Raw genomic sequence first — 20586 nt, forward strand, 5'->3', positions numbered from 1 at the left:
TACCGGCCATCAGATCTCGAAGAGCTTGCCCGGGGTGGCCACCTGGACGTCGCCGGGGAAGGTGCGGCGGGCGCCTTCTGCCTGGGTGTCGCGGTTGAACCAGGGCGGGACGTGGGTGATGACGAGGCGTTTCACCTCGGCACGCTTGGCGTGTTCGCCGGCATCGGCGGGAGTCATGTGCAGATCGTGCGGGTTGTTCGCGTCGCCGTCGCGCAGGGCGGCCTCGCAGAGCAGCAGGTCCGCGCCGCGGGCGAGCTCGACGAGGCCGTCGTTCGGGCCGGTGTCGCCGGTGTAGACGAGTGCTTTGTTGCCGTGCTCAACCCTGATCGCGAATGCCGGGACCGGGTGCACCATCGCGGTGGTCCGGACGGTGAACGGGCCGATCTGCTGGATCGCCTGCCAGGTGTGGAACTCCAGTTCCTCCTGCATCCCCGGGTTCTCGGGCAGGTCGTAGGCAAGCGCCATCCGGCCGGCCGTTCCCGGTGGGCCGTAGACCGGGATCCTCGGCAACGGCGACGTCGGCGAGTACTTCGCCGCGACGTACAGGCCGCACAGATCCATGCAGTGGTCAGGATGCAGGTGGGACAGGCCGATCGCGCCGATCTCGCTGACGGCGAGGTAGCGCTGCAAGACTCCGAGCGCGCCACTGCCGAGGTCGAGGACGAGGTTGAACCCGTCCGCGGTGACCAGATAGCTCGAGGCGGGCGAGTCGGGCCCGGGGACGGACCCGGAGCAGCCGAGCACGGTGAGCTTCATGACTGGAACATTACCGGCGGGTTGCCGGCTTCGCAGGAAACGCTGTGTGGCACCGGCAACTACTCAGCGCACCCACGCGAACTGATCGACACCGGAGATCACCGGTCCGAGGAAGCGCGAGCCGATCGCCGCGAACTCGTCCGGGCTCCCGGTGGTGACGAAGCGGTGCCGGGGCTCGGGCAGGTCGTCCGCGCGGAGCAGGCCGCTCTTGGTGAGCACGCCGTAGACGTCCTTCGCGCACTCCTCCGCACTGCTGACCAGGGTGACGTTGTCGCCCATCACGTACGAGATGACGCCGGTCAGCAGCGGGTAGTGCGTGCAGCCGAGGATGAGCGTGTCGACGCCCGCTTCCACCAGCGGATCAAGGTATTCGTGAGCGGCCGCGAGGAGCTCGGGACCGGACGTGACGCCCGCCTCGACGAAGTCCACGAAGCGCGGACACGCCTGGGTCAGGAGATCCACCTGCGGCGCCGCGGCGAACGCGTCGTCGTAGGCCAGCGAGGTGGCTGTCGCCTGCGTGCAGATCACCCCGACGTGCTGGCTCCGGGTGGCGGCGACCGCACGACGGGCCGCCGGCAGGATCACCTCGACCACCGGTACGTCGTACCGCTCGCGGGCGTCTCTGAGCATCGCGGCGCTGGCCGAGTTGCAGGCGATCACCAGCGTCTTCACGCCGGCCTCGACCAGGTGGTCGAGACACTCCAGCGCATACTCCCTGACCTCGGCGATCGGCTTGGGACCGTACGGCTGGCGGGCGGTGTCGCCCAGGTAGAGGATCGGTTCGTGCGGGAGCTGGTCGAGCACCGCGCGGGCGACGGTGAGTCCGCCGAAGCCGGAGTCGAAGATGCCGATCGGTGCGTCTGCCACGAGTCGAACCTTAGCCGTGCTCGCCGACAGGACCGGAAGCGGGCAGAGCTGAAGTAACCCTTACCTATGCAGGGTTAACGACACGCCGGAGTTATCCACATCTTTACTCTGCGGAATTGCAATCTGACGTGACCCAGGCCACTCTTGTCGGATGTGTTTGCAACCGCCTCTAGCGATGCCATGAACCTGGCAGTCCACATCGCGGTGGCCCTGAGTTCCACCGCCGCTCCGAATCCGCACCCCACCAACGCCGCGGCAGCAGGCTCGGCCGCCGGTCAGGCTGCGGAATCCAACGCGTCCGGCACCAGCGCGGAAATCGCGTCGACCCTCGGGCCGACCGGCATGCTGCTGCTGCTCGCGGTCGCCCTCTTCGCCGGCTACGTCGTCTCGCTGTCTCTGCACCCGAACCGGAAGTGCAATCGCTGCAAGGGCGCCGGACGGCACCGAGGCGCGGTCTTCAGCTACGCACAGCGCCCCTGCAGCAGCTGCAAGGGCCGCGGTGTGCATCCCCGCCTAGGACGCAAAGTGCTCTTCAAGACCCCCTGATCCCGGGCCGTTCCCGCCAGCAGGTCAAGGAACCTCAGGCCCAGAGCTGGCCCTCGAGGCGGTCCTCGGCCTCGTCGATCGTGCCCTCGTAGGCGCCGGTCGAGAGGTACTTCCAGCCGCCGTCGGCGACAACGAAGGCGATGTCCGCGGTCTGACCGTCGCGGACGCACTTGGCTGCCTGACCGAGCGCCGCGTGCAGGATCGCCCCGGTGGAGATCCCCGCGAAGATGCCTTCGTTGTCCAGCAGCTCCCGGACTCGGCGTACGGCGTCTCTCGGGCCGACGGAGAACCGCGCGTCGATCAGCGACTCGTCGTACAACTCGGGGACGAAACCCTCGTCGAGGTTGCGCAGGCCGTAGACCAGTTCGCCGTACCGGGGTTCGGCGGCGACGATCCGGACGTCGGGCTTGTGCTCACGGAAGAACCGCCCGGCGCCCATCAGCGTGCCGGTGGTGCCGAGGCCCGCGACGAAGTGCGTCACCGAGGGGAGGTCGGCGAGGATCTCGCGGGCCGTGCCGTCGTAGTGCGCCGCCGCGTTCGAGGGGTTGCCGTACTGGTAGAGCATCACCCAGTCCGGGTGCTCCTCCGCCACCTGCTTGGCCACCCGGACGGCCTCGTTCGAACCGCCCGCGGCCGGGGAGGAGATGATCTCGACCCCCCACATCCGCAGGATCTGCCGGCGCTCCTCGGAGGTGTTCTCCGGCATCACGCAGACCATCCGGTAGCCGCGCAGTTTGGCCGCCATCGCGAGGGAGATCCCGGTGTTGCCCGAGGTCGGCTCGAGGATGGTGTTGCCGGGTCGCAGCCGGCCGTCCTTCTCGGCGTCCAGCAGCATCCGCAGCGCGGCCCTGTCCTTGATCGAGCCGGTCGGATTGTGGTCCTCCAGCTTGGCCCACAACCGCACGTCCGCGGTCGGGGACAGCCGCGGCAGGCCGACCAGCGGAGTACCGCCGACGGAGTCGAGCAGACTGTCGAAGCGCATGACCAGGGCTCCGTCAGCCGCCGGCGACCGCGGGCAGCACGACGACCACGTCGCCGTCCTTCACCCCGGTCTTGAGGCCACCGGTGAAGCGCACGTCCTCGTCGTTCACGTAGACGTTGACGAACCGGCGAAGCTCCTCCGGCTGGCCCTCGACGATCCGCTCCTTCAGGCCCGGGTGGTTGCCGTTGACGTCGTCGATGAACTCGGCCAGCGTGCTACCCGCCCCGTTCACCGCCTTCTCGCCGCCGGTGTACGTGCGCAGGATCGTCGGAACCCGCAGTTCGATCGCCATATCAGTTCTCTCCTCGGTCTTTACCCATTACCAACATCCGCCGCGTTGCCGCTCATTCCGCCGGGTAGGCGGGGACCACCTGGACCTCTTCCTCGGTGACCTCACCGTCGATGATCCGGTACGACCTGAACTCCACCGGCCCGTCGTACGACGGAGACTCGGCGCCGTCCCGCGTGGACACCAGCACGTAGTGCGCGCCGGGCTCCTGGGCCAGGTTGATGTCGGTGCGCGACGGGTACGCCTCGGTGGCGGTGTGCGAGTGGTAGATCACCACCGGCTCCTCGTCGCGGGAGTCCATCTCCTTGTAGAGCCGGAACAGATCGCCCGAGTCGAACTCGTAGAACGTCGGCGACATGGCCGCGTTCAGCATCGGGATCAACCGCGCCGGCCGGTCCGAGCCCTCCGGCCCGGCGACCACGCCACATGCCTCATCCGGGTGGTCCCGGCGGGCATGGGCCACGATCGCCTCGTACGTCGCGGTGTCGATGATCAGCACGCCCCCACGGTACGGCGACCGCCGACCCCGCCCCGCCAACTGCGAGGTCGGTCCAATATGCGGACAGGTGCTACCAGCGGTCGTGGATCTGGGGGCGGATCAGCTCGTCGTAGACGGTCTGGACGACCTTCGACTGCCCTTCGGTGAGTGGGGCCAGGGCGGCGGCGCCGAGGTTGCCCCGGACCTGCTCGGGGTTGCGGGCGCCGGGGATGACGACCGAGACGCCGGGCTGGTCGAGGATCCAGCGGAGCGCGAACTGGGCCATCGTGGCGCCCTCGGGGACGACCGGAATCAGCCGCTTCACCGCCTCCAGGCCAGTGCCGAAGTCGACCCCGGAGAAGGTCTCGCCGACGTCGAAGGCCTCGCCCCGGCGGTTGTAGTTGCGGTGGTCGTCCGCGCCGAAGGTGGTGTTCTCGTCGTACTTGCCGGACAGCAGGCCGCTCGCCAGCGGGACCCGGGCGATGATGCCGACACCGGCCTGCTCGGCGGCCGGGAGCACCTCGTCGAGCGGCTTCAGCCGGAACGCGTTCAGGATGATCTGCACCGACGCCACGTTCGGCCGCGCGATCGCCGTCAGCGCCTCGGCGCAGGTCTCCACGCTCACCCCGTACGCAGCGACGCGCCGCTCCTGCACCAACGTGTCGAGTGCGTCGAACACGGCGTCGGTGGAGTACACCTCGGTCGGCGGGCAGTGCAGCTGGACCAGGTCGATCGTGTCGACGCCCAGGTTCTCCCGGGAGCGGTCGTTCCAGGCACGGAAGGCGTCGAGGTTGTAGTTCGGGGGGATCTGCTCGACCCGGCGGCCCATCTTGGTGGCCACCGTCAGACCGGCGTCCGGGTGCTGCCGAAGCAGCTGTCCGACGAGTCGCTCGCTGCGCCCGTCGCCGTACACGTCGGCGGTGTCGATGAAGGTGACCCCGCCCTCGACGGCCGAGTTCAGCACCGCGAGCGCGTCGCTCTCGTCCACCTCGCCCCAGTCGCCCCCGAGCTGCCAGGCCCCCAGCCCGACCACACCGACATCCCGACCGGTCCGACCCAACGTCCGCTTCTCCATGCCGCCAACACTAGTGCCGGGCCCGCAGTACGGCGGCCGGAGTACGGGTGATCGGCGGTCAGCGGATGTTGTGCAGCAGGGCGGACTGGAGGTACCCGAGCCAGTCGTAGAGGTCGTAGGTGAGACGCCGGGGATCGTCGTCGGGCAGCTTCTCCCAGACGGAGTAGTCGTCCTCCTCCTTGATGTCCAGGCGGGTACCGATCGCCAGCCGGAGGTCGTTCAGCGCGCGGAGCCAGGCGAGCTGGTCGTCGCCCTCGAGCACGATCCCGTCCGCCACCGCGTCGGCGTCCTCCAGCGCGGCGAGGACCCGCTTGGCGTCGGACGCCTTGCCGTCGCGCAACCCGCGCTCGGTGAACCGCCGGAACTCCGACGACGCCTGGTCGTCCGCGTTGTACGCGTCCGGCAGCAGTCGCTGCAGTACCACGTCCTCCGGCGGCGAGGTAGGCCCGTCGTTGTCGAGCAGTGCCGCCAGCGGGTCGCTCGACTCGCTCGCGCGCGGCGGCATCCCGTCGTACAGCAGCTCCACCAGGTTGCGGAGCAGGTTCGCCAGGATGTCGGCCTCGTGCTCGGCGAAGCTGACGATCACGGTCTTCTTGCGCTTGCGGAACCTTGTCACGACTTCTCGCAGGTGGCCCAGAGGCCGTAGCTGTGCATGGCTTCGACGTCGCGTTCCATCGCCTCGCGGTTGCCGTTCGACACGACCGACTTGCCCTCCTGGTGCACCTGCATCATCAGCTTCTCCGCCTTCTGCTTGGAGTAGCCGAAGTAGGTCTGGAACACGAACGTGACGTAGTCCATCAGGTTGACCGGGTCGTTCCAGACGATGGTCACCCACGGTGGGCTCAACTCGATCGCCTCGTCGACTTCGGGGCTCTCGAGCTCGCTCGGTGCGGTGGTCACTTACCCATTCTCTCCATCATCGGTTCCCGGCTCGCAATAGGCAGTGTCCTCCGCCGGTCGTTCGTGCTTCAGCTCCGGTGTCCAGGTGCGTGCATCGCAAGGCGGAGAGGCGTCCTCGATGCGGAGCATCGTGGACGTTTCTCCAACGCCGCGAGGTGCGTGCCTGGGCGCCGGAGATGTGCACGAACGACCGGCGGGGGACACTTGCACTCGTGAACGCTACGACAGCCTTGCTGACGGACCACTACGAGCTGACCATGCTGCAGGCCAGTCTCGCCGACGGCACGGCGCATCGCCGGTCCGTCTTCGAGCTGTTCGCCCGCCGCCTGCCCGACGGCCGCCGGTACGGCGTGGTCGCGGGCGTGAACCGGCTGCTCGACGTCCTCGAGCGGTTCCGGTTCGACGAGCAGACGGTCACCTTCCTGGTCGAGCAGGGCATCGTCGACCAGCCGACGGCCGACTGGCTGGCGGACTACCGGTTCACCGGCGACATCTTCGGCTACGCCGACGGGGAGATCTTCTTCCCCGGGTCGCCGGTGCTGATCGTGGAGTCCAGCTTCGCCGAGGCGGTGCTGCTGGAAACCGTGTTCCTGTCGGTCCTGAACCACGACTCCGCAGTCGCCAGCGCGGCGTCCCGGATGACCTGGTGGGCCGGCGGCCGCCCCTGCATCGAGATGGGCTCACGCCGTACCCACGAGGAGGCGGCGGTCGCCTCGGCACTCGCGGCGTACATCGCGGGCTTCGCGACGACCTCCAACCTGGAGGCGGCCCGGCGGTTCGGCATCCCCAGCGCGGGTACGGCGGCGCACTCGTTCACCCTGCTGCACGACACCGAGCGGGACGCCTTCACCTCCCAGGTGGATGCCCTGGGCAAGGGAACCACGCTGCTGGTGGACACCTATGACCTGACCGAGGCGGTCGCGATCGCGATCGACGTAGCCGGCACCGACCTGGGCGCGGTACGGCTGGACTCCGGCGACCTGCCGTCGCTGGCCGGCCAGGTCCGCGACCAGCTCAACTCGCTGGGCGCCACCAAGACCCGGATAATCGTGACCAGCGATCTCGACGAGTACCAGATCGCGGCCCTCGCCCCCGCGGCCGTCGACGGGTACGGCGTGGGCACCTCGCTGGTGACCGGGAGCGGCTACCCGACCTGCGGGTTCGTCTACAAGCTGGTCGCTCGCGAAGACTCAAGCGGCGCGTTGCTGCCGGTCGCCAAGAAGAGCCCGGACAAGATCTCGATCGGCGGCCGCAAGTACGCGTTGCGCCGCCGCTCGGCCAAGGGTGTCGCCGAGGTCGAGCTGATCGGCGTCGGCGAGCCGCCGGTGGACGACGGCGACGACCGTGACCTGCTGAAGCCGCTGGTCGAGGCCGGCAAGATCGTCGGCCGCACCACCCCGGACGAGTCGCAGGCGCACCACCTCAAGGTCCGCGACGAGCTCCCCCGCAGCGCGAGCCAGCTCAGCCGCGGCGAGCCGGCCATCCCGACGGAGTACATGGGTGATCTGAACGCCCGCAATCCCTTCGCGTCCCGGAGCGCGAGGTGAGTACAGCAGACGGTACTGCCGAGCGCGATTTGAACCCGGACGGCGGTACTGCGGAGCGCGGACAGCCCGCCGCGGCCGCCGAGCCCATGCGGTGGGACCCCGACGCTCCGGCCAGCGGCGGGGACATCCTGATCGCGCTGCGGTTCGCCGATCGCGCGGCCCGCAAGGCGGTCAGCGACGAACTCACCGGCACTGGCGTCCACACCGGGCAAGAGATCGTGCTCGCCAAGCTGCTGCACCTTGGTTCCCTCCCGGTCGCCCAACTGGCCAAGGTCCTCGACGTCGAGGTCCCCACCGCCACCCGCACGACCCAGCGGATGGAAGCGGCCGGGCTGGTCCGCCGGCTGAAGAACACCACCGACGCCCGCCAGGTCAGCATCGAACTCACCGACCGCGGCCGGGAGCTAGCCCAGACCGTCAAGCGCCTGCACACCCAAGCAGGCGACAGGGCCCTCCAAGGCATGTCCCCCGAACACCGCCGCCTCCTCCGCAACCTCCTCTGGACCATCACCGCCAACATCGACGACCTCCCCGGCTAGGCCCGCCTCCCCCCGCTCGGGCTCCACAAAGTCTGACCGGCAGGGACCCAACCCACCCACCTGGCCGACGCCCCGAAACCGGCACTTTGTGCACCACCCGAGCAGACCCCGGCGACCCCGGCACTCACCCGAAGCACAAAGTGCAGCAACACCCTCGGCACCCACCACAGCACACCGGCAGCGACCACCCCCAACCACCGGACCGGCCGACGCCCCGAAACCGGCACCTTGTGCACCACCCGAGCAGACCCCGGCGACCCCGGCACTCACCCGGGGCACAAAGTGCGGCAACACCCCCGGCGCGCACCCGAGCACACCGGCAGCGACCACCACCCCAACCACCGGACCGACCGACGCCCCGAAACCGGCACCTTGTGCACCACCCGAGCAGACCCAGGCGACCCCGGCACTCACCCGAAGCACAAAGTGCGGCAACACCCCCGGCACCCACCAGAGCACACCGGCAGCGACCACCACCCCAAACCACCGGACCGACCGACGCCCCGAAACCGGCACCTTGTGCACCACCTGAGCAGACCCAGGCGACCCCGGCACTCACCCGAAGCACAAAGTGCGGCAGCTTCTTCCTTGCCGGACGAAATCGCTGACAGATAGGCCGTCTGTGTCGACCAGCTGTCCGTTCGGGGGCGGCGGGGTCTCACTCAGGCGGTTCGGAGAAGTCGGCGGCAAATGCCGTCGACCAGGCGAGGCGAAGACCTGGTCACGGGAGTTTGTCGCCGTGGCTAGGCCGTACTGGGTCGTGGCGTTGGTGGCGGCGGTCAGTCTCTTAGGACTGCCCAGGCTCCGGCCGGGACCGTGAACTCGTCGCCTAAGGTCTCGCCGGTTAGTAGGTCGACGCCGCCTCCGGGGAGGGCGACGGGGTGCGAGGTGTGGTTGAGGATGAAGCGCCAGCGGGTCTTGCCCGATCTGCGGGTGATCACCTCGACGCCTTCCGGGAGACCGGGTGGAGTGATGCCGGCGGCGCGGATCACCTTGTCCACAAGGGACTTGTACGACGGGTCGTCGAGCCAGGTGGAGACGTACCAGGCGTTGTGGTGACGGGTGATCGCGGGCATGCCGTCGAGTGGTCCGCCCTGGTAGCGTGCGAGAGGCTCGGCGCCTTCGAGGCGGAGGCGTTCGCTCCAACCGGTGCCGTGATCGCCCGTGTCGAGGTCGACCGAGTCCACCGGCAGGAACTCCTCGACCCGGATCCCGAGGACATCGCGGAAGGCGCCGGGATATCCACCGAGCCGGATCTGCGAGGTGGCGTCGGCGATCCCGCTCAGCGAGGTCACCAGCAGTTGCCCACCACCTTCGGCGTACCGGTTGATCGCGGCGGCGGCCTCGTCCGAGACCAGGTAGAGGCTCGGCACGATGACGGCGCGGTAGCGGCTCAGATCCCCTGTGGGGTGGGCAAAATCGGCGCCGACGCCCAACGACCACAACTGCCGGTGCGCCGCTCGCACGGCCGCCAGATAGTCGATCTCGGGCGACGGCAGGCCCGGCCCGTCGGTCGCCCACCAGGACTCTGCGTCCCACAGGATCGCCACCTCGGCCTCGACCGCACCTTCGTCGGCCTCCGCGAACCTCGGCAGGATCTCGCCCAGCGCGGTGACCTCGCGAAAGGCCCGGCTGTCCGGACCCGCGTGCGGAACTGTCGCGGTGTGGAAACGCTCGGATCCACCCCGGGACGCACGCCACTGGAAGAACAGCGATCCCCGCGAACCTCTGGCGATGTGCGAGACGCTGTGCCGGGCCATCCGGCCGGGCTCCTTCGCATGCATCCGGCCGCCGTCGTTGAGCGACCCGGCCGCCTGTTCCATCAGCAACCACGAACCACCGCCGGCCCACGAGCGCGCCAGGTCCGCACCGAAGGCGGTCTGCTGCTCGGCCTCGATCCCCGCGCCCTCCGGATAGTGGTCGATGGCAACGAGATCCACCTCGCGGGCCCAGCGCCAGTGATCCACCGGCACCCATGAGCCGAACACGAAGTTGGTCGTGATCGGGATTCCCGCGCTCAGCGACCGGAGTACCGCTTTCTGTTCTCTGTACGCCGTAAGGAGTTCGTCCGAGAAGAACCGGCGGAAGTCCAGCACCTGCGCGGGATTCGCCAGGTACTGCGTCCGCCGCGGCGGGAAGACCTGCTCCCACGCGGAGTACCCCTGGCTCCAAAAGGCAGTCGTCCACGCTTCGTTCAGCGCGGCCAACCCGCCGTACCGGTTCTCCAACCACCGCCGGAAGGACACGGCTACCTGATCGCAGTAGCAGGTGGTGCCGTACTCGTTGTGCACATGCCACATCTCCAGCGCCGGGTGGCTGCCGTACCGTTCCCCCAGAGCCCGGGCGATCCCGACGGCGGCCTCCCGGTACGCCGGGCTGCACACGCAGTACGTGTCCCGGCTGCCATGCAGAAGCCGTACGCCGTCAGCCGTGACGGGTAGAGCCTCCGGGTGGGCAAGGCTGAACCACGGCGGCGGAGAGGCTGTCGGAGTCGCCAGGTTCACCCGGATCCCGTTACCGGCAAGGAGATCCAGCACGCGGTCGAGCCAGCCGAACTCGTACCGGCCGGGCTCCGGCTCCAGGCTCGACCAGGAGAACACCCCGACGGTCACCAGGTTCACCCCGGCCTGTCGCATCAACGCCATGTCCTCGGCCCAGACCGCCGGGGACCACTGCTCCGGGTTGTAGTCGCCCCCGTAGTACAACTCAGCCACCGAGCACAACCTTCACCTCGTAGCGCTCGCAGACACCTTCGACCACCCGGCTCTGCGGCGCACCGTCGACCAGTGTCAGGTCGATCACCGCGGCAGTCTCCCCGTTCGGCCCGGGGAGACGGACCTGCGCGACCTCACCTTCGACCGGCTCGAACCAGCGCAACTCCACGTCCTCCGCCCAGTCGTACTCCGGCCGATCGTCCACGGCCCCGAAGGCGATCACCGCACCTTGCCGGACCAGCAGCGGCAACCCGTCAAAGCCATAGGTCCGAGTGACCCACCGAGAACCGGCCAGCCGCTCCCCGGTCAGCAGGTCCGTCCAAAGACCATCCGGCAGGTAGAACCTGGTCTCCCCCTCGGCACTCATCACCGGAGCCACCAGCAGGTCGGGGCCGAGCATGTACTGCCGATCGAGATAGGCGACCGCCGGGTCCGAGGGGAACTCCAGCACCATCGGCCGCATCATCGGCGTACCGGCCGTGTGGGCCTCGGAGGCGGCCACCGCCAGGTAGGGCATCAGGGACAGCTTCAGCTTGGTGAACGAGCGCAGTACGTCGACCGCCTCGTCGTCGAACGCCCACGGCACCCGGTAAGACCCGGAACCGTGCAGCCTCGAGTGCGACGACAACAGCCCGAACGGCACCCACCGCTTGAACACCGCCGGGTCCGGCGTTCCCTCGAAGCCCCCGATGTCGTGGCTCCAGTAGCCGAATCCCGAAGCGGCCAAGGACAATCCGCCCCGCAGCGACTCCGCCATCGCCTCGAACGTCGACTCGCAGTCGCCACCCCAGTGCACCGGGAACTGCTGTCCACCGGCCGTCGCCGACCGCGCGAACAGTACTGCGTCGCCCTCGCCGCGGTTGTCCCGCAGCAGGTCGAACACGGCCTCGTTGTAGAGGTGCGGATAGTAGTTGTGCATCCGCCCGGGATCAGACTCGTCGTACCAGACCACGCCCTCGGTCGGGATCCGCTCGCCGAAGTCCGTCTTGAAGCAGTCCACCCCGAGATCGATCAAGGCCTGCAGTTTCGACCGGAACCACGCGGTCGCCGCCGGGTTGGTGAAGTCGACGATCGCCATCCCGGCCTGCCACATGTCCCACTGCCAGACCGAGCCGTCCGCGCGCTTCAGCAGATAGCCGAGCTCGCGCCCCTCCTCGAAGAGGACCGAGCGCTGGGCGATGTACGGGTTGATCCAGAGGCTGATCCGCAGCCCTCGCGCCTTCAGCCGCTGCAGCATCCCCGCCGGGTCCGGGAACGCCGCGGGATCCCAGAGGAAGTCGCACCAGTGGAACTGCCGCATCCAGAAGCAGTCGAAGTGGAACACGCTCAGCGGCAGGTCCCGCTCGGCCATCCCGTCGACGAAGCTCGTCACCGTCGGCTCGTTGTAGTCGGTGGTGAACGAGGTCGACAACCACAACCCCATCGACCACGCGGGCACTCGGGCCGGCCGCCCGGTCAGCCCGGTGTAGCGGGTGAGCACCTCCTTGGGCGTCGGCCCGTCGATGACGTAGTACCTCAACTCCTGTCCCTCGACGCTGAACTGGTTGCGCGACACGATCTCCGACCCGAGCTCGAAAGACACGTGCGCCGGCGTGTCCACCAGGACGCCGTACCCGGAGCTGCTCAGGTAGAACGGCACGTTCTTGTACGCCTGTTCGCTGGACGTGCCGCCGTCCGCGTTCCAGATGTCGACGACCTGCCCGTTCTTCACTAGCGGACCGAACCGCTCGCCCAGGCCGTAGACCGTCTCGCCGACGCCCAACGCCAACTGCTCGTGCAGGTAGATGCGCCCGGCCGCATCGGTGATCAGCCCGACGCTGCCCGCGGCCGATCCGGTCAGCAGCCGGCCGTCCCGCTCGAACCGCACATTCCAAGGCCCATCGAGCCCGACCACCACGGTGAGCCCACCACTCGTCAGCCTCGCGGTCTCCGCGTCCACCTCCACCTTGACCGGGTGCCCGTCCCCGCTGTTCAGCCGGTACGCCGGACGCGCTGGCCGGCCGCCGCTGTGATGCTGGACGCGGACTCCGATGATCCCGAGCGCGGGCGAGCTGAAGGTGATCGTGAACAGCGGCTGGTTGAGGGTGTCGCCGCGGTGCACGATCCGCTTGGCCGGTGCGTAGACGGTGAGCGAGCGCTCGCCGGCCTCGACACTCTCCACCTCGGCCGGCCCGAGCCTGGTCACGCCCTCGCGAAGCTGCCAGTGGCCGTCAGTGAACTTCATCTACTGCCTCTCTGCCCGTGCACTCCTGGCCGTCTTCCTCTTCTTCGCCCTGCCGCTGGTCCCCCGAACCTCCAACGCACAGGGCAACAACTCCTGGTACGTCGAACCGTCGTCCTCGGCGAGCCTTTTCAGCAGCACCCGGGTGGCCGCCGCGCCGAGCGCAGCCCCCGGCGAGGTCATCGCGGTCAGCGCGGGACTCGCCAGGTCGGCCACCACTTCCGAGGTCACCATCGACACCACCGAGACATCACCCGGTACGTCGAGGCCGGCCTCGCGCAGTTCCGCGAGGATCCCGAGCGCGGCGTTCTCGTTCATCACCAGTACGCCGGTCAAAGCCGGGCACTCCTCCCGGGCCCGCTGGATCGCGGCCCGGCCACCGCCGGCGGTGTCCTCGGTCGGCACCATCACGCCGGTGATCCCGTGCCGCTCGAGTGCCGCCTGGAAGGCCGCCTCGGTCCGCTTGGCCGGGCCGTACCCGCTGGCCAGGCTGGCTGGCGAATGGTTGATGTAGGCAATCGTCTCGTGCCCGAGCTCGACCAGGTGCGCGACCGCGTCGTTCACGGTCTGCTCGAAATCGATGTCCACACAGGCCAGTCCGGTGCCGTCCTCTGTCCGCCCGATCAGCACGAACGGCGACTCCAGCTTGCGGAGCAGCTCGACCCGGCGATCGGTCAGCTGCACCTCCATCACCAGGAATCCGTCCAGCAGTCGCTGGGTCGCCAGCGACTGCAGTTCGTCGCTGTCAGCAGCGCCGACCGGACACAGCATCAAGTGATACCCGGCCTCGCGCGCAGCCTCGGTGGCGCCGGTGACGAACGCGGTCTCGGTGGCGCCCAGCCCACGCCCGGTGAGCGGCAGCAGTAAGCCGACGATGTTGCTCTTCCGGCTGGCCAGCCCGCGCGCCATCGCGTTCGGCTGGTAGTCGAGCTCGGCCATCGCCGCGAGCACCCGGTCCCGGGTCGCCTCGGAGATCGGCCGTGTCCCGGTCAGCACGTACGACACCGTGCTCACCGACACACCGGCTCGCCGAGCCACGTCGGTCATCGTCGCCACGCCAACCACCCGGCCACCTCCGGTGATCATCGAAACGCTTTGTCGAAACGTTTCGACAAAGTTAGGCCAAGGTCTCCGGGGCGTCAACAGTTGACCTGGTCAGCAGGCAGTGATTGTTTGGCCTCAGGGTGCAAGGGGGGCCGGTTCGATGGCCAAGCTCAAGATGCGTGACGTCATCGTCGTGCTGCCCGGAATCACCGGCAGCGTGCTCTCGCAAGCGACCGGGAACGGCGACCGCCGCGACCTGTGGGACGTGTCCGGCCGGGCGCTGTGGTCCTATCTGCGCTCCCGCGGGGACAGCCTTCAGCAGCTTGCCGTGCCGCAGCACGATCCCCGGGCCGAGCCTCCCGCGACCGATGTCGCCGCGACCGGTCTGGTCGACGGTTTCCACGGGATCTTCGGCCTGGCGAAGATCGACGGCTACAAACCGATCTACGACGCGTTGACGAGCAGGTTCGACGTCACGCCCGGAGACTGGTCGGACCCGAGACCGGCGAATCTGCTGGCCTTTCCCTACGACTGGCGCTTGAGCAACCGCGCCAGCGCACAGACTTTCGAGGCCGGTATCCGGGACAAGCTCACCGCCTGGCGCGACCACTCTGGCGAACCCGAGGCGCGGTTGATCTTGGTCGCGCACAGCATGGGTGGGCTGGTGGCCCGCTACTGGCTCGAAGTACTCGAGGGATGGCGCGAGACCAAAGCCCTGGTGACGTTCGGTACGCCGTACCGTGGCTCGCTCGACGCGGTCGGCTATCTGGCCAACGGCTACAAGAGGGCCTTCGTCGACCTGACCGCGGTACTGCTCAGCTGCCCGTCCGTCTACGAACTGCTGCCGATCTACAGGTCGGTGCAGCAGGACGGCGAGTGGAAGCGCCCTAGTGAGGTTCGGTTGCCTGTGGTCGATGCCGGCTTCGAAGAGGTGGCAGCCCGCTATGTCGCGGCCGCTGCCGAATTCCACGACGAGATCCGCACGAAGGTCACCGAGCACGCCAACGACCCGGCGTACAACAGGGCGTACGCCGTCGTGCCGTTCGTCGGCGTCTACCAGGACACGCAGCAGTCGGCGCTCCTGCGGGATGACCGGCTCACGCTGAACAACGAGCTGCCGGGCTGGATCGAGGACGACGTCGCTGGTGGTGACGGCACGGTGCCCCGGGTCTCGGCCATACCGATCGAGATGGAGTCCGCGTTCGGCGCGACCTTCGTCGGGGCCAAGCACAGCGGTCTGCAGAACAGCGCGTCGGCGCTCGACGACCTGGTCGAGCGGCTCCGCCAGTCGCAGAGCAGGCACATGCGGGACATTCAGGGCAGCTACGCGCCAGGGATCACCGCCGTCGATCTCGTCGTCGACGATGTGTTCCTGCCGGACGAGCCCGTCGTACTGCGCGCGCGGCTGGTCGACAGGGAGAACCACCCCGTCCAGTCCGTACTGCGGGTCGTGGTCGAGCCGACCGGCGGAGCTGGTGCCGCGACGCAGACCGTGCTCCCCCGGACGGACGACTACGCCGTCGCCGAGCTGGGGGAACTCGCGCCAGGCCAGTACCGGGTGACCGTTGAGGTGGCGGGCCCGCAGTACCAGGCTCTGCCGGTGACGGATGTGTTCGAGGTGGCCGGATGACCTGGCCGGTCTGGCCGAAGGGCAACGAGAAGGCGCTGGCGGGCTACGTGCTCGCGAGCACGGCCGGGTCGGTCCGGCTCGCCTCGCCGACCGCCGACGCGCACGCCGCGGGGAACCTGAGCCTGATCCTCCGCGAGCTGTACGAGGCACTGCTGGCGATGGACATCCGCTGGTCGCGCGAGATGTACCGCGCCGATGAGGCTCGGCAGGAAGTGCGGCCGCCCGACGCGATTCTGCGCGGTGCGGGTGACGGCACCTGCCTCGACCTGGCACTGCTACTGGCGGGAGCTGCGCTGGGTAAGGACCTGCTCCCCATCGTCGTGGTACTCGACGGGCACGCCCTGATCGCGGTGTCGACGGGCATCGACAGGCGTCGTGCGGACAGCGGCGTCCGCCGACAGCGCGAGAACGGCGGCGTGTTCACCGAGGGGCTGTTGACGAACGGGGAGGTGCTGCGCGAACTGGTCACGCGAGGCGAGTACGCGTTGGTCGAGTGCACCGGCTTCGCGATGGCCAGGGAGGCCATCAATCCGGCGACCCCCGAGGGCAGCGGGCGAACGGACGGCCTGATGTCGTACGACCGCGCGACCGAGGCCGGACTGGAGCAACTGGCCTTCCCCGGGCGGGAGTTCCAGTTCGCCATCGACGTCGCCTATCTGCAGGACATCGTCGGGATCGAGGTCTACGACCCCAGGCCGGACGGCATGGAGCGGATCAACGCGGACCTGCGGCTGCGCTATCGCCAACTCATGGACGAGTACTCGTTCGTCGCCGGACGTGAGGAGCAACTCAGCACCCTCGACCGCTTCCTCGTCGACCAGCCGTCGGGCTACTGCCTCGTGACCGGTGACGCGGGCACCGGCAAGACAGCGCTGCTGGCCGAGTGGCTTCGGCGCCTCACCGAGCGGGTCGACGTCAGCCCGGTCTATCACTTCATCAGCAGGCAGTACGGCACGGCCGACCGGCAGTTCGACTTCTTCCAGTCGTTGCTGCAGCAGGCCTCCTGGGCGTGGGGCCGGCCAGTGAACGCGACCGGGTCGCTCGGCATCCTGGAGGCGAGCTGGCTGGATCTGCTGGACGCCGGCCGGCCGCCGCCGGGTCCGGTCGTCATCGTGATCGATGGCGTCGACGAGATCGAGGGCTGGTCCCTGTCGAAGGCGACCCTGCCGCGTGAACTGCCCGCCGGGGTCCATGTCGTACTCTCCGCGCGGTCCGTGGCGGGAACCGACTGGCAGAGGGAACTCGGGCTGCGGAATCCCCGGGTGCTGAAGCTCGGAACGTTCGACGACAACGCTGTGCGCGCGATTCTCGAAGGTGCGGGCGCGCCCGCCTGGCTGCTCGAACCGGCAGCCTTCGCGGTTCTCACCCAGCGCGCCCAGGGCGATCCGTTCTACGTCCGGCTGCTCTGCGACCAGGTCGTCGATCACGAGATCGCGAACCTCGACGACCTCGCCCGGGTCGAGCACGGCCTCCAGGACTACATCGGCGCGTGGTGGGCCGATCTGAACCGATCCGCGCCCAACGCCGAAGTACGGACTCTGCTGTCGTACTTGACCGTCGCACTCGCGCCGATGACCCAGGCCGAACTGATCGACGTCAGCGGGACCGACGGGCTCGACTTCTTCTCCTTCGGACCCGCCCTGAACACGGTGAAACGCTATGTCCGCGGTGATCTGGAGGAGGTGGGCATCGCGTTCGCCCACTGGCGACTCAAGGACTATGTCTCGCGCGGGCTGGGCATCGAAGGCACCCGGCAGGCCAGAGAGGCGATCCTCTCTTGGTGTGACCGCTGGCGTGAGCACCACTTCCGGTACGCCCTGGCCAAAGGGGTCAGCCACCATCTCGAGGAAGTCGCGAACACACCGCCCGAGGAGCAAGGCCCAAGACTGCGCGCGATCGTCGAGCTGACCCGGAACCACGAATACCAGCAGGCGCGAGTCGAGAAGGTCGAGGACGGTGCCGGCCTGGCAGCCGACGTCAACCGCTTGATCGAACGCCTCGCGGAGGTCGAACCCATCGACGTCAGCACGCTCGTGACCATGTCGTTGGAGTATGTCGACGCTCGGACCCGCTGGCTGCAGCCCGCCGCTGTCTTCGAGCTGGCCGCCCGCGGGCGCTGGGAGGAAGCTGCCTGGCGTCTCGAACTCCTTCCGGCAGGCAGCAAGTGGCAGACCGCCGCGCGCCTGTGTATCGCCTGGCTGGCCGCGGATCAGGCCGGAGACGAGGTACGGCGCCTGCTGGACGAGGAGGGTGGAGGAGCATCGCTGCTCGGCGACCTGGCGGCCAGAGTCCGCGAGGCACTGGCGCCGGATCCACACCCTGCGGTGCCAACGCCGAGGCGCGAACCAGACTTGCTCGATCAGGCGCAGCAAATCATCACGGTCCTGTCGGCCGACGGCGACCTCGAGGGCCCTCAGCCATCCAGCTATCCCGAGGGTCCGGAGGGATCACCGGACGAGGCCGACGCCGAGGTACAAGTGCTGGTGAACGCGGCGCTGGCGAACCCCGGTCACGGCGACGCGCTGCTGGACGCGTACATCGACCTGCAAGGCGCCAACCCGTACGCCGACTACCGGAACCGTGCCCTCGCAGTGCTCCGCGACGCCATTGTGCGACTCCTCCCGGACCCGGCCCAGGCACGACCCCACATCGTCCACGTGGTGGAGAGTGCGCTGAATCCGTCGCCGGTTCGCTTCAGCGACGCTCTCGGGTTCAGCGTCGATCGACGGGCCGGTGCGGCCGGCCAGGCGGGGCTCATCGCGACGGCGCAAGATCTCGAGAGCACGGCGGACTCACTGCTTGGTCATGCCCCGAGTGAAGCTGCTCCGTACCACTCCGGTGGCAACGATCTGTGGTCGTTCCACCGGCGCCGGATGGCGGCGATGGCCGAGACCCTCGCCAGTACTGGTGATCTGATCGCGGCCGGTCGGCTGCTGGACAAGGCAGCCGGACTCAGACTGGGTTTCGCGGGCCTCAGGGCACCCGCGTTCCTCACCCTGGCTGAGGCGAACCTGGTCGTACGGCGTGAACTGCTATCGCCGAGGCTCGACTGTCTGCACCAGGCGCTGCTGGCCGCTCACAACATCCGGGACCCACGGTTCTGCGCGCGGATGACGGCGGCGGTTAACCGGATGGCGCAGCTGACGGAGCCGATGGCCGACATCTCCGGGCAGGTCGAGAACTTCGTCTCCTCACCTACGGCGCGGGTGACCGACTTCGGCGGCCGCCACCGGGTCGGCGAGCAGTTCGACCTCCGCAGACGTGGGGATCACGTCGCGATGGACGCCATCTCCCACGTCGACACGATCGAGCGGCTCGCGCTCGACGTCTTCCACCTGCCCATCGCGGCCCTTGCGTACGCCAATCCGGCTCACTCGCGCTCCGAAGTCCTGCCGCCCGACACCTGGGTCGTCGTACCGAACCAGTCGTTCACGCCGTGGATGGCCACGTGGCTGTCCGCCGAGGTGCTGTCCGCCGACCTGTCTCCCATCGACAAGACCAGCCTGATCGCCCGTCTGGTGCCCCTCACCCTCAGCAACGCGACCGCCCTCGACACGTTGCTCGCGCGGCTGGTGGGGATCGCACCAACAGTCGAGATCACCGCGCTGACCGATGTCTTGTCGCTCGCGAAAACCTTCGAGCCACAGAAGGGCAGCGAGTACTACGCCTCCTAGTGCCCCGCTGCAGACGGCAAGTAGGTGTCCAGGTAGTCGTTGCGGAACTTGCCGGTCGGGTCGTACTTTGCGGCGAGGTTGATGAACTCGGAGACCTTCGGGTAGCACTCGCGGAGGGTGGCGGCGTCGGTGGTGAAGACCTTGCCCCAGTGCGGGCGGGCGCCGAGCGGGAGGATGGCTGCCTCGAGGGCCTCGACCACCGGGCGGATGGCGGCCTCGTCCTGGATCCAGGTGAAGTGAAGGGCGACGGTGTCGCGGCCTTGGCTCGGGCTCAGCCAGAGGTCGTCCGCGGCGATCGTCCTCACCTCGGAGATCTGCAGGAGCCCCTCGAACCGCTTACCGAGGGTCCGCATCTCCTCGAACGCCTGACCTGCCACGGCGCGCGGCAGGAAGTACTCCGACTGCAACTCCTCGCCGTTGCTCGGGGTGAACTCGAGGCGGAAGTGCGGGAGCCTCTCGTTCCACGGCCCGGGCACTCCGTCCTGCTGGGTGGCGAAGTCGGCCGGCATCGCCTTGATCGGGTGCCGGGCCCCGTCGGCGATCCGCGCACCGAGCCACTCGGGCTCGTACGGCGTACCGGAGCGCAGCTTGCGCCAGACCATCACGTCCGGGTCGAGCCAGTCGGTGAACGCGCTGACGCTGTACGCGCTGGCGAAGATCTCCTCGAAGTCCGGGCCGAGCCGCCCGACCGGGAGCCCGTCGTACACGACCTGGCTGATCTCGTACGACGGCTGGGTGTCCAGCGTGAGGCGGACCGTGACCCCGAGGGCGCCGAGCGAGATCACCGAGCCAAGGAAGTCGGGGTCGTCGCGGGTGAGCGTGACGAGCTCGCCGTCGGCGCCGATGAAGGTGATCGTGGAGACCGCCGAGGCGAGGGTGCCGTTGGTGTCGCCGGATCCGTGCGTTCCGGTCGAGCACGCGCCCGCGACGGAGATGTGCGGCAACGAACCGAGGTTGTGCAGGGCTCGCCCCTGGGCCTGGAGTGCGGCGGTGATCTCGCCGTACCGGAGGCCGGCGGAAACCGTGACGGAGTCGCCCTCGACCGTGATCACCCGCGGCAGGTCGGCCACCGAGACCAGGGTGCCGCTCGTGTCCGCGATCCGGTTGAACGAGTGCCCGGTCCCCAGTACCCGGACCCGCTCGGAGCCCCTGACCAGCTCCTGCAGGTCCAGCACCGACTCCGGCCGCCGGACCTCCGTCGAGAAGGTGATGTTGCCGGCCCAGTTCGTCAGCTCGCCCATTTCGACACCCTTCATCCCGCACCGACCGACCGGCACTCCCGTGTCGAGCCTTACACAACCCACCCCATCACAGGTCCCCGAGG

At 68.7% G+C, this 20586-nt stretch carries 17 protein-coding genes; 5 read left to right on the top strand and 12 right to left on the bottom strand.

All coding sequences use genetic code 11. From position 1 onward, the window contains the following. Positions 1-9: 9 nt before the first annotated feature. Both ACFPJ1_RS00420 and murI read right to left on the bottom strand, forming a co-directional pair. Complete coding sequence (locus ACFPJ1_RS00420) at positions 10-756, bottom strand: MBL fold metallo-hydrolase (protein ID WP_380100650.1); 747 nt, start codon at positions 754-756, stop codon at positions 10-12. Between the two features lie 63 nt (positions 757-819). Beyond that, a complete protein-coding gene (gene murI, locus ACFPJ1_RS00425) occupies positions 820-1623 on the bottom strand; it encodes a glutamate racemase (protein WP_380100652.1) in 804 nt (267 codons plus the stop codon). Positions 1624-1803: 180 nt separating this feature from the next. Here murI and ACFPJ1_RS00430 point away from each other — a divergent pair, with 180 nt between their 5' ends. Continuing rightward, positions 1804-2169 carry a hypothetical protein gene (locus tag ACFPJ1_RS00430; RefSeq protein ID WP_380100654.1) on the top strand — a complete coding sequence of 122 codons (366 nt, stop codon included), beginning with the start codon at positions 1804-1806 and terminating at the stop codon, positions 2167-2169. 34 nt (positions 2170-2203) lie between these two features. Here ACFPJ1_RS00430 and ACFPJ1_RS00435 read toward each other — a convergent pair whose 3' ends face one another. The 6 genes from ACFPJ1_RS00435 to clpS form a co-directional block, all read right to left on the bottom strand. Next, the gene (locus ACFPJ1_RS00435) at positions 2204-3151 is read right to left on the bottom strand and encodes a PLP-dependent cysteine synthase family protein (RefSeq protein ID WP_380100656.1); all 948 of its coding nucleotides are present in this window, start codon (positions 3149-3151) and stop codon (positions 2204-2206) included. 13 nt (positions 3152-3164) lie between these two features. Further along, positions 3165-3443 (bottom strand): MoaD/ThiS family protein, encoded by a 279-nt coding sequence (locus ACFPJ1_RS00440; protein ID WP_380100658.1) that lies wholly within the window; start codon positions 3441-3443, stop codon positions 3165-3167. A gap of 52 nt (positions 3444-3495) precedes the next feature. Next, on the bottom strand, positions 3496-3939 hold the full coding sequence (locus tag ACFPJ1_RS00445) for a M67 family metallopeptidase (protein ID WP_380100660.1): 444 nt from the start codon (positions 3937-3939) through the stop codon (positions 3496-3498). Between the two features lie 70 nt (positions 3940-4009). Then, positions 4010-4993 carry an aldo/keto reductase gene (locus ACFPJ1_RS00450; protein ID WP_380100662.1) on the bottom strand — a complete coding sequence of 328 codons (984 nt, stop codon included), beginning with the start codon at positions 4991-4993 and terminating at the stop codon, positions 4010-4012. 58 nt (positions 4994-5051) lie between these two features. Further along, positions 5052-5609: a DUF2017 domain-containing protein gene (locus ACFPJ1_RS00455; protein WP_380100663.1), complete on the bottom strand. Its 558-nt coding sequence runs from the start codon at positions 5607-5609 to the stop codon at positions 5052-5054. Then, complete coding sequence (clpS, locus tag ACFPJ1_RS00460) at positions 5606-5893, bottom strand: ATP-dependent Clp protease adapter ClpS (RefSeq protein WP_132187310.1); 288 nt, start codon at positions 5891-5893, stop codon at positions 5606-5608. Before clpS ends, ACFPJ1_RS00455 begins: the two co-directional genes overlap by 4 nt. Before the next feature lie 176 nt (positions 5894-6069). Between clpS and ACFPJ1_RS00465 the strand changes: the two genes are divergently transcribed. Next, the gene (locus tag ACFPJ1_RS00465; protein WP_380100667.1) at positions 6070-7440 is read left to right on the top strand and encodes a nicotinate phosphoribosyltransferase; all 1371 of its coding nucleotides are present in this window, start codon (positions 6070-6072) and stop codon (positions 7438-7440) included. Then, positions 7437-7979, top strand: a complete 543-nt coding sequence (locus tag ACFPJ1_RS00470) for a MarR family winged helix-turn-helix transcriptional regulator (RefSeq protein WP_380100669.1) — start codon at positions 7437-7439, stop codon at positions 7977-7979. Before ACFPJ1_RS00465 ends, ACFPJ1_RS00470 begins: the two co-directional genes overlap by 4 nt. A gap of 779 nt (positions 7980-8758) precedes the next feature. Here the strand turns inward: ACFPJ1_RS00470 and ACFPJ1_RS00475 are convergent. From ACFPJ1_RS00475 to ACFPJ1_RS00485, 3 genes are read right to left on the bottom strand one after another with little or no spacing between them, the layout of a single operon-like run. Further along, entirely contained in the window at positions 8759-10693 is a 1935-nt protein-coding gene (locus ACFPJ1_RS00475) for a beta-galactosidase (protein WP_380100671.1), read from the bottom strand. Further along, a complete protein-coding gene (yicI, locus tag ACFPJ1_RS00480; RefSeq protein WP_380100674.1) occupies positions 10686-12917 on the bottom strand; it encodes an alpha-xylosidase in 2232 nt (743 codons plus the stop codon). Before yicI ends, ACFPJ1_RS00475 begins: the two co-directional genes overlap by 8 nt. Next, positions 12918-14000, bottom strand: a complete 1083-nt coding sequence (locus ACFPJ1_RS00485) for a LacI family DNA-binding transcriptional regulator (protein WP_380100676.1) — start codon at positions 13998-14000, stop codon at positions 12918-12920. It abuts the gene before it with no gap. 118 nt (positions 14001-14118) lie between these two features. On the opposite strand from ACFPJ1_RS00485, the gene ACFPJ1_RS00490 reads away from it, so the two are divergent. Then, positions 14119-15588: a lipase/acyltransferase domain-containing protein gene (locus ACFPJ1_RS00490; RefSeq protein WP_380100678.1), complete on the top strand. Its 1470-nt coding sequence runs from the start codon at positions 14119-14121 to the stop codon at positions 15586-15588. Next, positions 15585-19262, top strand: a complete 3678-nt coding sequence (locus tag ACFPJ1_RS00495; RefSeq protein WP_380100679.1) for an AAA family ATPase — start codon at positions 15585-15587, stop codon at positions 19260-19262. Before ACFPJ1_RS00490 ends, ACFPJ1_RS00495 begins: the two co-directional genes overlap by 4 nt. Here ACFPJ1_RS00495 and ACFPJ1_RS00500 read toward each other — a convergent pair. Further along, positions 19259-20503, bottom strand: coding sequence for a D-arabinono-1,4-lactone oxidase (locus ACFPJ1_RS00500; RefSeq protein WP_380100681.1), 1245 nt, complete (start codon positions 20501-20503; stop codon positions 19259-19261). The genes ACFPJ1_RS00495 and ACFPJ1_RS00500 overlap by 4 nt on opposite strands. Positions 20504-20586 lie beyond the last annotated feature (83 nt).

The sequence above is a fragment of the Kribbella qitaiheensis genome (assembly GCF_042657745.1).
Classification (GTDB): domain Bacteria; phylum Actinomycetota; class Actinomycetes; order Propionibacteriales; family Kribbellaceae; genus Kribbella; species Kribbella qitaiheensis.